Genomic DNA, 12,204 nt, shown 5'->3' with positions numbered 1-12,204 from the left:
GTGGCCGGGAATGACCCGGCCGCGTAGCGTGTTGCGCAGCACGACGAGGGAAAGATCCTCCCCAAGCAGTAGGGTCAATCCTTTGCCCACCTATTACTCTTGAGCCAAGGTCGCGCACGGCGATCATGGAGGAGTGAAATGAGGAGCAGCAACCCGGTCTTCTCGCGACGGGGGTTCAGCCGCGACAACGGCTACGCGGGCTTCAACACCGCGCCGCAGGCCGGGGGCGCCGCTGTCGGCACGCAGGCCAACCCGTACGCCCAGCCGCAGGCGGGCAACCCGTACGCGCAGAACCCTTACGCCCAGCAGGCCCAGCAGTACGGCGCGCCGCCCCAGGCCCCGTCCACCACCGGCCGCATGACGATGGACGACGTCCTCATGCGCACCGGCACCACGCTCGGCATCCTGATCGTCACGGCCGCGCTCGCCTGGGCGCTGCTGCCGGTCGACGACGCGAACATCGGCCGGTCCTACGGCATCGCGATCGGCGCCGGTCTGATCGGCATGGTCCTGGCGCTCGTCCAGTCCTTCAAGCGCAAGGCGTCGCCGGCGCTGATCATCTCGTACGCGGCGCTCGAGGGCGTGTTCCTCGGCGTGGTCTCCAGCGTCGTCGACAACCGCATCGCCAGCGGTGCGGCCATGCAGGCGGTGCTCGGCACGGTCGCGGTCTTCGCCGCGGTGCTGGTGGCGTACAAGGCGGGCTGGATCCGCGTCAACCGCCGCTTCGTCGGCTTCGTGATGGCGGCCGCGCTCGGCTTCATCGCGCTGATGGCGATCAACCTGCTGTTCGCGGTCTTCGGCGGCGGTGACGGCCTCGGCTTCCGCAGCGGCCCGCTCGGCATCCTGTTCGGCGTCATCGGCATCCTGCTCGGCGCCTGCTTCCTCGCCCTTGACTTCAAGCAGGTCGAGGACGGCATCGCCTACGGCGCGCCGCGTGAGGAGGCCTGGCTGGCGGCGTTCGGTCTCACGCTGACGCTGGTGTGGATCTACATGGAGTTCCTGAGGATCATCGCGATCCTCAACAGCAGCGACTGATCTTCGACGGCTGCGCAGTAGTCCTGCAGCAAGCAGTAGTTCAGCGGCAAAGGGCCCCGGGTTCGTTCCGGGGCCCTTCGTCGTTTCTGCGCGCCTAGAGGAATTTGCGCGCCGCCCTCCTCAGGTCGTACTCGTGGACGATCGCCTTCGCGTGGCCGTACGCGAGGTCGTATTCGTGGCGCAGCCAACTGACCTTCTCTTCGAAGCGAACGAGAGCCGGGCCTTCTTCTACGGTGCGGAGCCAGTCGGAGACTTCACGACCGGTGCAGTGGGGGATGCGGGCGAGCATGTTGCGGTGGGTCTCCTCGGAGAGGACGTGGGACATCGGCGCCTCCGGACGCAAAGGGGATGTAAGCCGGTCCTTCAGGTCACCGTGCCTGAGCGTTCGCCCGTTGGCAACAGTCGCGTACGCTCACGGCGTGGTTGATACGACGCGTCTGACCCAAGCCGTAGATCACTTCGCCGACCGGTTGCGGGCGGCGCCGCAGAGCCGGCTGCAAAGAGGCGGCGCTTCTCAGGCGCTGGCCCTGGCCAGGGAACTGGCACGCAGGGCGCAGATGCTGGAGACGCCCGGGGTGGAGCCCCGGGAGATGCCGGATGCCGGGATGTTCGCCGCCGCGGACCAGATCACCGTCGCCGCGCACGACTTGGCGCTCGTACTCACCGACGAAGGTGAGGTCGAGGACGCGGTGCGGCTGGTCGCGGAGGCGCAGAAGCGGGCCGGGGTGTGAATCCTGGAGGGACGGCCGGGTGTGAACCCTGGAAGGGCGGCCGGATGTGAACCCTAGAGGGACGCTATGACCCGGTCGGCCAGGATGTAGACGCTCTCCTCGCCGCACGCGAAGGTCAGCGTGTACGCGCCGGAGACCCCCGAACCGCCCAGCAGCACCGGCGTCTCGCCCGCGCGCAGGGCCGTCGCCAGGCGCTCGGCCGTCTCGCGGTGGCCCGGGGTCATGCACAGCGTGGTGCCGTCGGCGAAGACATAGACGTCGAGGGTGCCCAGCGGGCCGGGGCGGACGTCGGTCAGCTCGGTGGCGGAGGCGGCCAGGTCCTCCAGGGTGGCCACCGTGCGCTCGTGGTCGTTCACGACCGGTGACGAGGCCGGGACGAAGTCCGGGTGGGAGGGGTGCCGGCGGCGGGCCGCGGCCAGCTCGGGGGACTCCCCGGCGAACTCGTCGGCGTCCGCGGTGGACTCGGTCACCGGCTCCAGGTGCTCCAGGCCCGCGAAATCGGCCTGGCGGGGCAGGAACAGCTCGCTGTCGGACAGGCCCAGCAGCGTGGGCGCGTCGGAGGCGTCACGTGCCTCCTGGGCGGCCCAGAAGGCACGCGCCTCGGCCAGCTCCCGCTCGCGCTCCTCGGCGAGCGCCTCGGCGACGGCGGCGCGTATCTCATCGGCGTCTGCGGAGACGCGGGCCGGCGGGACGAGACCGCGGGCCGCGGCGGCGTTGTTCTGTGCCAGCTCGGTGTGCAGGGCCGCGACCTGTCGGCGCAGCACCACGAGGGTGCGCAGGACGGCGACGCCCACGGCGCCGGTGGCGGCCGTGGTGAGCAGCAAGGCGATCGGCATGGCGCTCACTGACGTACTCCCGGTTCAAAGTCGACCCCCGACTTCCTACATCAGCTTGAAGGGCGGACTATCCCGCTGTCAGTGCGTAACGTCACGAAACGGACAGGATCTTGGGTCTGGTGTTTGCCGGCGGAAGGGCGTGACCTGCGGTGATTCATCCGCGAGGGAGATAGGTCACATCCTGGGGGCGATTGGATCACAAAACGACCCAGAACCTCGGACTTTCCTCGGTTCTGGGTCAAAGGACTGCGCTGGGTTCCAGTGCGGATACGTTCCGTCAGCTCAGGCGCTCGATGACCATCGCCATGCCCTGGCCGCCGCCGACGCACATCGTCTCCAGGCCGAACTGCTTGTCGTGGAACTGCAGCGAGTTGATGAGCGTGCCGGTGATCCGGGCGCCGGTCATGCCGAAGGGGTGGCCCACGGCGATGGCGCCGCCGTTGACGTTCAGCTTGTCGAGGTCGATGCCCAGGTCGCGGTAGGAGGGGATCACCTGCGCGGCGAACGCCTCGTTGATCTCGACCAGGTCGATGTCGTCGATGCCCAGTCCGGCGCGGGCCAGGGCCTGCTTGCTCGCCTCGACCGGGCCGAGGCCCATGATCTCGGGGGACAGGCCCGAGACGCCGGTGGAGACGATGCGGGCGAGCGGGGTCAGGCCCAGCTCACGGGCCTTGGTGTCGGACATGATCATGACCGCGGCGGCGCCGTCGTTGAGCGGGCAGCAGTTGCCGGCGGTGACGAGCCCGTCCGGGCGGAAGACCGGCTTCAGGCCCTGGACGCCCTCCATGGTGACGCCGGCGCGGGGGCCGTCGTCCTTGCTGACGACCGTGCCGTCCGGCAGGGTCACCGGGGTGATCTCGCGCTCCCAGAAGCCGTTCTTGATGGCTTCCTCGGCGAGGTTCTGCGAGCGGACGCCGAACTCGTCCATGTCCTGGCGGGTGACGCCCTTGGCGCGGGCCAGGTTCTCGGCCGTCTGGCCCATGGCGATGTAGGGGTCGGGGAGGAGGCCGTCCTCGCGCGGGTCGTGCCAGGTCGTGCCCTCCTGCTGGGCGACCTCGGCGGTGCGGGCCTCCGCTTCGGCGAAGAGCGGGTTGTGGGTCTCCGGCATGCCGTCCGAGCTGCCCTTGACGAACCTGGAGACCATCTCGACGCCGGCCGAGATGAAGACGTCGCCCTCGCCGGCCTTGATGGCGTGCAGAGCCATGCGGCTGGTCTGGAGGGAGGAGGAGCAGTAGCGGGTGATCGTGCAGCCGGGCAGGTGGTCCATGCCCATCTGTACGGCGACGATCCGGCCCAGGTTGTGGCCCTGCTCGCCGCCGGGCAGACCGCAGCCGAGCATCAGGTCGTCGATGTCCTTCGGGTCCAGCTCGGGGATCTTCGCGAGCGCGGCCTGGATGATCGTGGCGGTGAGGTCGTCCGGGCGCAGCTCCTTCAGTGAGCCTTTGCCGGCGCGGCCGATGGGGGAGCGGGCGGTCGAGACGATCACGGCTTCGGGCATCACGGCTCCATTGGCATACCGGGGGGTCGGGCAGGGCTGTGAGGGAAGTTACCCGTACGTACGGTCGAGGTCACTGACGTGGCGGTGTGACCCTGGCCGCAATTTTCTAAGCGCTTGCTTGGGTCCTGGCTGACAGCACCCTTCGAGGAGGGGAGTACCCCGGGGCAGGCGCTGGAAAAGTAATGCGCGGGGACCGCCGCACCCCCGTATCCGGGGGGCGGGACGACGGCGGTCCCCGCGAGGGACGCGGGCCGGGTCAGGCCAGGCTTGCGCGTCCGTGGCGTCCATGGAGGTCCGGGAGCCGCTCCGGAGGTCCGTGACGCCGTTTGGGTGCCGGCGGGGGCGGGGAGCCGCTCCCGCCCTGCCGACACCCACCAATGTGCCGGACCCGTGTTAAGCGGGTGCTGCGTGAACGTGACGCGCTCGTACCAGTTCCGCGTCGGTCCGAGCGGCCCCGGTCACCACAAGTTCGCCGCGGACACGGCCAGTTCACCGCAGGTTCGCCGTCACTTTCCGCCCTTGGCCAGGAAGGCCAGCAGGTCCTGACGGCTGACCACACCGGTCGGCTTGCCCTCGACCAGCACGATCGCCGCGTCCGCCGCGCCCAGCACGGACATCAGGTCGGCGACCGGCTCACCGGAGCCGACCTGCGGCAGCGGGGCCGACATGTGCTTCTCCAGCGGGTCCTCCAGCGAGGCCCGCTTGGTGAACAGGGCGTCGAGCAGCTCCCGTTCGACGACCGATCCGACGACCTCCGCCGCCATCACGTCCGGATGGCCGGCGCCCGGCTTCACGATCGGCATCTGCGAGACGCCGTACTCGCGCAGCACCTCGATGGCCTGACCCACCGTCTCGTCCGGGTGCATATGGACGAGGGACGGGATGGCGCCGTGCTCCTTGTCGTCGAGGACGTCGCCGACGCGCGCGCTCGGGCCCTCGTCCTCCAGGAAGCCGTAGTCGGCCATCCACTCGTCGTTGAAGATCTTGCTGAGGTAACCACGACCGCTGTCGGGAAGCAGGACGACCACCACGTCGTCCGGCCCGAGCCGCTCGGCGACCTTCAGCGCCGCCACGACCGCCATGCCGCAGGAACCGCCGACCAGCAGCCCCTCCTCGCGGGCCAGGCGCCGGGTCATCTGGAAGGAGTCCTTGTCGGACACGGCGACGATCTCGTCGGCGACGGTCCGGTCGTACGCGGTCGGCCAGAAGTCCTCACCGACGCCCTCGACGAGATACGGCCGCCCCGAACCGCCCGAGTACACCGAGCCCTCGGGGTCGGCGCCGATGACCTTCACCTTGCCGTCGCTGACGTCCTTCAGATAGCGGCCGGTGCCGGAGATGGTGCCGCCCGTGCCCACGCCCGCCACGAAGTGGGTGATCCGCCCCTCCGTCTGCTCCCACAGCTCGGGGCCGGTGGAGTGGTAGTGGGACAGCGGGTTGTTGGGGTTGGAGTACTGGTCCGGCTTCCAGGCGCCGGGCGTCTCGCGCACGAGCCGGTCGGAGACGTTGTAGTAGGAGTCCGGGTGCTCGGGGTCGACGGCGGTCGGGCACACGACCACCTCGGCGCCGTACGCGCGCAGCACGTTGATCTTGTCGGTGCTCACCTTGTCGGGGCACACGAAGATGCACTTGTACCCCTTCTGCTGGGCCACTATGGCGAGCCCGACCCCGGTGTTGCCGCTGGTCGGCTCGACGATGGTGCCGCCGGGCTCGAGCGCACCGCTCTCCTCCGCGGCCTCGATCATGCGCAGGGCGATGCGGTCCTTCACGGAGCCGCCCGGGTTGAAGTACTCGACCTTGGCCAGGACGGTCGCCCGGATGCCCTTGGTCACGTTGTTGAGCCTCACCAGCGGGGTGTTGCCGACGAGACTGATCATCGAGTCGTGGAAATGCACCGTTGTCTCCGGATGCTGCAAAAGGTGTGGTCGTAGTGGTTCCGCCAGCCTACGGCCAGGCGGCCCGCGGGGCCCCGCCGAAGGTCGTTCACTCCCCGTTGGGATTGGGCCACGGTCCGTGCGGGGCAAGCAGTTGATGTAGGGCTATGAGGAGGTGGCGGCGACGTATGGCGAGCATGTCGAGGGCGCGGGTGGCACGGCGGATCGCGGCGGGCGCCGCGTTCGGCGGAGGCGGTATCGGTCTTGCGGGCGCGGCGGCGGTGGGGCTGCTGCTCGCCGAGGTGCGGATGGCCAGGCGCCACGTGGGCAACGGCACCAACAACCATGTGCCGAACGCCGACGGCCGCTACGGCCGCCTCTATGAGACCCCCGGTGACCCGCCCCTGCGGCTGACGATGCTGGGTGACTCGACGGCGGCGGGGCAGGGCGTGCACCGGGCGGGACAGACGCCGGGCGCGCTGCTGGCGTCGGGACTTGCGGCGGTGGCGGAACGGCCGGTGATCCTGCGCAACGTGGCCCTGCCGGGGGCGCGCTCGGACGACCTGGACCGGCAGGTGGCGCTGGTGCTCGCCGACCCCGCCGTGCCGCCCGACGTCTGCGTGATCATGATCGGTGCGAACGACGTCACGAACCGCATGCCCCCGACCCGCTCGGTCCGCCATCTGTCCGCGGCGGTACGCCGGCTGCGCACGGCCGGCGCGGAGGTGGTCGTCGGCACCTGCCCCGACCTGGGCACCATCGAGCCGGTCCAGCAGCCGCTGCGCTGGCTGGCCCGCCGGGCCTCCCGGCAGTTGGCGGCCGCGCAGACGATCGGCGTCGTCGAGCAGGGCGGCCGCACGGTGTCCCTGGGCGACCTGCTGGGCCCGGAGTTCGCGGCGAACCCGCGTGAGCTGTTCGGCCCCGACAACTACCACCCCTCCGCGGAGGGCTACGCCACGGCGGCGATGGCGGTCCTGCCGACGGTCTGCGCGGCCCTGGGCCTGTGGCCGGCGGAGGAGGAGCGCCCCGACGTCACCCGCCGCGAGGGCTTCCTGCCGGTCGCCCGCGCCGCGGCCGAGGCCGCCTCGGAGGCCGGTACGGAGGTCACGGCGGCGATGCCGACGGGTCCGAGGGGACCGTGGGCCCTGCTGAAACGCCGCCGCCGACGCCGCGTCCCGGAACCGGACCGGGCGCCGGTGACACCGTCCTCGTGACGCTTCATCTCAGCCCGCATCCGTGGAGGCCCAACTCCCCAGCAATGCCAGCCTCTCCGCCGTCTCCGAACCGGGCTCCGGCGTGTACACCACCATCGTCTGTTCCGCTTCCGTCTGGACGGTGAGGGTCTCGTAAGGGAACGTCAGCAGGCCCGCGACCGGGTGGTGGAGGCGTTTCACGCCGGACATGCAGGCCTTGACCTGGTGGTCCGCCCACAGCCGGCGGAAGTCTTCGCTCTTGACGGACAGTTCGCCGACGAGAGCGCACAGTGTGCGGTCGTCGGGGCGTTCGCCCGCTTTCAGGCGGAGGTGGGCGACCGCCTGGGCGGCGATCGCGGGCCAGTCCGGGTAGAGGGAGCGGGAGGCGGGGTCCAGGAAGACGTGCCGGGGAACGTTGCGGTCGGCGGGGGCCGTACGGCTGTAGCCGCTCACCGCGTCGGCGAGGGCGTTCCAGGCGAGGACGTCCATGCGGGGGCCGAGGACGAAGGCCGGCGTGCGGTCCATGCTGTCCAGCAGGTTCTGGACGCCGGGGCGGACGCGCGCCGCATCCGGACGGTGCGTGCCCCGGGCGCGGGGCCGGGCCACCGTACGCAGATAGGTGTGCTCCGTCTCGTCCAGCCGCAGGACCCGCGCGACCGCGTCCAGGACGGCATCGGAGACGCTCTGCCCCCGGCCCTGTTCGAGGCGGATGTAGTAGTCGACGCTCACCCCGGCGAGCTGTGCCACCTCCTCCCGGCGCAGACCCGGAACGCGGCGCCGTCCGTACGCGGGCAGCCCCACCTCCTCCGGCTGGATCCGGCCGCGGCGCGAGCGCAGGAAATCTCCCAGGTCCCCGTCCATGGGTTCGATCGTAGGCGCGCGGCGGGCCGTGAGCCTGGTACTGCCGGACACAGGAACAACGCATCCCTGGGTAGGACGGGCGCGGCGGCCGAGGGTGAGTGGTGTTCGCGGGTCGCCGGGGAGAAGCCTCGGCGGCTTCCGCGCACGAACACCACGGATACCTGGAGGAGCCCCCATGTCGTACGAGAACCTGACCGGCCGTACCGCTGTCGTGACCGGAGCCGCGAGCGGGATCGGCGAGGCCGTCGCCGTGCTGCTCGCCGAGCGGGGAGCGCGGGTCGCGCTGGTGGCCCGGCGCGGGCAGCGGCTCGACGAGCTCGCCGCGAAGATCACGGCGGGCGGCGGCGCGGCGCTGGCCGTCGTCGCGGATGTCACCGACGACACGTCCGTGGCCGGGGCAGCGCAGCGGATCCACGAGGAGTACGGGGCCGTCGACCTTGTCGTCAACAACGCGGGCGTCATGCTGGGCAACCCCGTCGACGCCGGCCGGCTCGACGAGTGGCAGCGGATGCTCGACACCAATGTGACCGGGGTGCTGCGCGTCATCCGGGCGTTCACCGGTGACCTCGTGGCGGCTGCCGCGAACGGCCGTACCGCCGACCTGGTGAACATCTCGTCGGTCGCCGCGCACCTGACCTTCCCCAACTACGCGGTGTACGGCGCGACCAAGGCCGCGGTCACGTATCTCTCCCAGTGCCTGCGCACCGAGTTCGGGCCACGTGATGTACGGGTCACCAACATCGAGCCGGGGTTCGTGGCGACCGAGCTGTTGTCGCACGGCGACAACCCCGAGTTGTCGGAGCAGGTCGAGGACATGGTTCAGGCGGTGGGCAGGCTGTCGGCCGAGGAACTCGCGGACGTGGTGGCGTACGCGGCGAGCCGGCCCCGGCATGTGAACCTGCGGCAGATCATGGCGATGCCGACCCGGCAGGCGTGAGCGCCACAGTCACTCGGGGACGGTCAGTCCTCCCACTTGTCGTCGTCCTTGTCCGACCTGCGCCGCCAGCCGCGGAAGAGGCCGGGGTTGGTGCGGGCCGCCTGGACGAGGTTGACGCCGACGATGCCGAACCAGGTGACGAGCAGGCCCTTGAGGCCGGCGACGCCGCCGCCGATCCCGGACAGCGGGATCGCCACGATCAGCGAGACGATGCCGAAGCCGAAGCGGTCACCGAAGGAGTCCGAGTCCGTCGGCTTCGGCGAGCGCGCGCCCCGCGCCGCCGCCATCTGCTGCTCGGCGAGCTGCCGCCGCATCCGGCGCTCGACCGCCCCGTCGATGCGCTGGTCGACCTTCTCCATGAACGAGTCGACCAGCGCGGACTCGTAGTCGTCGCCCAGTTCCCTGCGTGCCTGCAGGGTGGCGTTGAGTTCCTTCTTGAGCTCGGCGTCCCGCGCGTCCATTCCGGTCATACGCCCACGGTAGGCAGCCGGGGCGAAGGCCGCACTGGGGTTAGCCCCCCTGTTCGGCGGGGGCACACGGCAGGGCGCGACTGCTGTCGTGCCCTTGGGGAAGGGCTTGTGGACCGCGGTCGGTCGAACTGGATCATGAGATGTCCCTTGCTCGGATGTATAGGGTCATGCAGAGTTCTCGATAGATGAATAGGTTGTCGACGGGTGGTGTGAATCCGGAGCCGAGGGGAGTTCGGGCTTGATGTCGTCTCGGATCGTGGGCATCCCGGGTGCCGTGTCCTGCGGGCACACCGGTCTGGTCGTCCTCGACGGGATCGGGCTCGGCGTCGAGGACGTCGCCCGCCTCGCCGACGGGACCGCGCGGCCGGTGCCCGCGACCGACGCGATGAAGCGCGCCGAGGAGTCCTGGGACGCCGCCCGGCTCATCGCCGCGACCGGCCGCGTCTACGGCCGCTCCACCGGCGTCGGAGCCAACCGGAACGAGGACGTGCCCACCGACGCCGCCGCCGAGCACGGCCTGCGCCTGCTGCGCAGCCACGCCGGCGCCATCGGCGAGGAACTGCCCGCCCGGCAGGTGCGGGCCATGCTCGCCGTGCGCGCCAACCAACTCCTGGCCGGAGGTGCGGGCCTGCGGCCCACCGTCATCACCGCGCTGTGCCAGGCCCTGGAGAGCGGCGCCCACCCGGTCGTCAACGAGTTCGGCTCGGTCGGGACCGGAGACCTCGCGGCACTCGCACAGACCGGGCTGGCGCTGGCCGGTGAGCATCCCTGGCGCGGCTCCGGGGCGCCCGAGGCGCAGCCGCTCGACAACAACGACGCCCTCGCGTTCATCAGCAGCAACGCCCTCACCCTCGGCCAGGCCGCCCTCGCCCTGCACGAACTGCGCGGCCTCATCGCCGCCACCCAGGTCGTCGCCGCCCTGTCGCTGCTCGCGGTCGACGGCTCCCACGAGGCGTACGCGGCCCCCGTGCACACCGCCCGACCGCACCGGGGCAGCACCGAAGTCGCCCGCCGCATGCGGGAGCTGATCGGCGCCGAGGACCGGCCCACCCCTCCGCTCGGCCGGATCCAGGACCCGTACGGCTTCCGCTGCCTGCCCCAGATCCACGGTCCCGCGCACGACGCCGCCGACGCCCTGGAGGAGGTGCTCGCGGTCGAGATCAACGCCGCCGCCGAGAACCCCCTGATCTCCCCCGAGGACATGGCCGCCTACCACAACGGCGGCTTCTACCAGGCCCAACTCGCCCTCGCCCTGGACCACTTCCGTCTCGCGCTGACCCAGGTCGCCCGGCTGTCGACCTCCCGCCTGTCCACCCTGAACGAGCCCGCCTACACCCGCCTCAAGCCCTTCCTCGCCGACCACGAGCCCGCCTCGTCCGGCGTGATGATCCTGGAGTACGCCGCCGGGGCCGCCCTCGGCGATCTGCGGGCCTTCTCCGCCCCCGCCTCGCTCGGCCACGCTGTACTCTCCCGGGGCGTGGAGGAGCAGGCCAGCTTCGCCTCGCTCGCCGCGCGGCAGACACTGCGCGCGTGCGGCGCGTACCGTCTCGTCGTCGGCTGCGAACTCGTCGCCGCCGTAAGGGCGTTGCGCCAGCGCGGCCTCAGGCCCGACCCTGAGCTTCCGGTCGGCCGGGCGCTGGCGCTGGCCGAGTCGGTGCTCGACGACGACCTGGCCGACCGCCCGCTCACCGACGACGTGACGGCGGCGGCAGCACTGCTGGACCGGTTCACGGAGATCTGGAGGGGGAGCGCGGCATGAGCGCGGACAGGAACACGGTCCGGACGGACAGCCCCGCCGCGCGGTTGCAGGCGCTCTTCGAGGGGCACCGGCTCACGCCGACCCAGCGGCGCATCGCGCACAGCATGGTGCGGCGGGCCGCCGACGTGCCGTTCCTGTCCAGCGTGGAGCTGGCCGAGCTGGCCGGGGTCAGCCAGCCGTCGGTGACCCGCTTCGCCGTCGCCCTCGGCTTCGACGGCTACCCGGCGCTGCGCCGGCACCTGCGCGAGGTCGCGCCCGTCGAGCCGGCGGCGGATTCCGGCTCGTACAACGAGTACCAGCAGGCCGTCGAGGCCGAGATCGAGAACCTGCGGCATCTGGCGGAGGTGCTGGCCGACCCGCGCCCGGTGCAGAAGGCGGGCCGGCTGCTCGCGGCCTCGCGTCCGCTGCCGGTGCTCGGTCTGCGGGCGGCGGCCTCCCAGGCGTACGGCTTCTCGTACTTCGCCGCCAAGGTCCATCCGGACGTACGGCTGCTGCACGAGGGCGGCACGATGATCCAGGACCGTATCGACGCCGCCGTCCGGGCCGGCGCGACGGCCCTGCTCTGCTTCGCGCTGCCCCGGCATCCGCGCGAGGTCGTGGACACCCTCGCCTACGCCAAGGAGTCCGGGCTGACCGTGGTGACCGTGGCCGACTCCGCGTTCGCGCCGGTCGCCAAGGTCTCCGACCTGCTGCTGCCCGCCGCCGTCGGCACCGGCCTCGCCTTCGACACGGCCTGCGCGCCGATGCTGCTCGGCCGGGTCCTGCTGGAGGCCATGTGCGACGACCTGCCGGACGCGCAGGCGCGGCTGGAGGAGTTCGATGCGCGGGCGGCGGCACGGGGGCTGTTCGTCGATTGACTGCTCCCGCGGATGAGGGGGTTCCACCACACCTCAGTCCACACCGCCGCGGTCAGGACGACGCGGCATTCCCGCTCGTTGCCTGATCGGTAGCCGGTTCTTGATCCGATCCAGCCGGGCCGGTCCGCATTCGTCCCCGTCGGCGGGGTGCGG

General features: G+C 71.2%; 12 protein-coding genes. 6 read left to right on the top strand and 6 right to left on the bottom strand.

The features are described 5' to 3' along the window. Positions 1–138 precede the first annotated feature (138 nt). Positions 139–1,035, top strand: coding sequence for a Bax inhibitor-1/YccA family protein (locus ACP4J3_RS38760; protein WP_426541028.1), 897 nt, complete (start codon positions 139–141; stop codon positions 1,033–1,035). 94 nt (positions 1,036–1,129) lie between these two features. On the opposite strand, the gene ACP4J3_RS38755 is transcribed toward ACP4J3_RS38760, so the two are convergent. Beyond that, a complete protein-coding gene (locus ACP4J3_RS38755; RefSeq protein WP_030049879.1) occupies positions 1,130–1,360 on the bottom strand; it encodes a DUF4287 domain-containing protein in 231 nt (76 codons plus the stop codon). A gap of 94 nt (positions 1,361–1,454) precedes the next feature. Between ACP4J3_RS38755 and ACP4J3_RS38750 the strand changes: the two genes are divergently transcribed. Further along, the gene (locus tag ACP4J3_RS38750) at positions 1,455–1,766 is read left to right on the top strand and encodes a hypothetical protein (RefSeq protein ID WP_426541027.1); all 312 of its coding nucleotides are present in this window, start codon (positions 1,455–1,457) and stop codon (positions 1,764–1,766) included. A gap of 53 nt (positions 1,767–1,819) precedes the next feature. Here the strand turns inward: ACP4J3_RS38750 and ACP4J3_RS38745 are convergent, their stop codons facing one another. From ACP4J3_RS38745 to ACP4J3_RS38735, 3 genes are all read right to left on the bottom strand, one after another. Further along, entirely contained in the window at positions 1,820–2,602 is a 783-nt protein-coding gene (locus ACP4J3_RS38745; protein ID WP_426541055.1) for a hypothetical protein, read from the bottom strand. A gap of 277 nt (positions 2,603–2,879) precedes the next feature. Continuing rightward, complete coding sequence (locus ACP4J3_RS38740; RefSeq protein WP_426541026.1) at positions 2,880–4,100, bottom strand: acetyl-CoA C-acetyltransferase; 1,221 nt, start codon at positions 4,098–4,100, stop codon at positions 2,880–2,882. Positions 4,101–4,606: 506 nt separating this feature from the next. Next, positions 4,607–5,995 carry a cystathionine beta-synthase gene (locus ACP4J3_RS38735; RefSeq protein WP_426541025.1) on the bottom strand — a complete coding sequence of 463 codons (1,389 nt, stop codon included), beginning with the start codon at positions 5,993–5,995 and terminating at the stop codon, positions 4,607–4,609. 167 nt (positions 5,996–6,162) lie between these two features. On the opposite strand from ACP4J3_RS38735, the gene ACP4J3_RS38730 reads away from it, so the two are divergent. Then, the gene (locus ACP4J3_RS38730) at positions 6,163–7,188 is read left to right on the top strand and encodes an SGNH/GDSL hydrolase family protein (RefSeq protein ID WP_426541024.1); all 1,026 of its coding nucleotides are present in this window, start codon (positions 6,163–6,165) and stop codon (positions 7,186–7,188) included. Between the two features lie 9 nt (positions 7,189–7,197). On the opposite strand, the gene ACP4J3_RS38725 is transcribed toward ACP4J3_RS38730, so the two are convergent. Beyond that, positions 7,198–8,028, bottom strand: coding sequence for a helix-turn-helix transcriptional regulator (locus ACP4J3_RS38725; protein ID WP_426541023.1), 831 nt, complete (start codon positions 8,026–8,028; stop codon positions 7,198–7,200). Positions 8,029–8,203: 175 nt separating this feature from the next. Between ACP4J3_RS38725 and ACP4J3_RS38720 the strand changes: the two genes are divergently transcribed. Beyond that, entirely contained in the window at positions 8,204–8,965 is a 762-nt protein-coding gene (locus ACP4J3_RS38720) for an SDR family oxidoreductase (RefSeq protein WP_426541022.1), read from the top strand. A 23-nt stretch (positions 8,966–8,988) separates the two neighbouring features. Here the strand turns inward: ACP4J3_RS38720 and ACP4J3_RS38715 are convergent, their stop codons facing one another. Next, a complete protein-coding gene (locus ACP4J3_RS38715; RefSeq protein WP_426541021.1) occupies positions 8,989–9,435 on the bottom strand; it encodes a hypothetical protein in 447 nt (148 codons plus the stop codon). 241 nt (positions 9,436–9,676) lie between these two features. Here ACP4J3_RS38715 and ACP4J3_RS38710 point away from each other — a divergent pair, with 241 nt between their 5' ends. Both ACP4J3_RS38710 and ACP4J3_RS38705 read left to right on the top strand, forming a co-directional pair. Beyond that, a complete protein-coding gene (locus tag ACP4J3_RS38710; RefSeq protein ID WP_426541020.1) occupies positions 9,677–11,194 on the top strand; it encodes an aromatic amino acid ammonia-lyase in 1,518 nt (505 codons plus the stop codon). Beyond that, positions 11,191–12,051, top strand: coding sequence for a MurR/RpiR family transcriptional regulator (locus tag ACP4J3_RS38705; RefSeq protein WP_426541019.1), 861 nt, complete (start codon positions 11,191–11,193; stop codon positions 12,049–12,051). The genes ACP4J3_RS38710 and ACP4J3_RS38705 overlap by 4 nt, the downstream gene beginning before the upstream one ends. Positions 12,052–12,204: the final 153 nt, after the last annotated feature.

Source organism: Streptomyces sp. UG1, assembly GCF_049974585.1.
In the GTDB taxonomy this organism is placed as follows: Bacteria; Actinomycetota; Actinomycetes; order Streptomycetales; family Streptomycetaceae; genus Streptomyces.
Note: the sequence above shows the minus strand (reverse complement) of the source record. Positions and strands in the feature narration are given on the sequence as shown.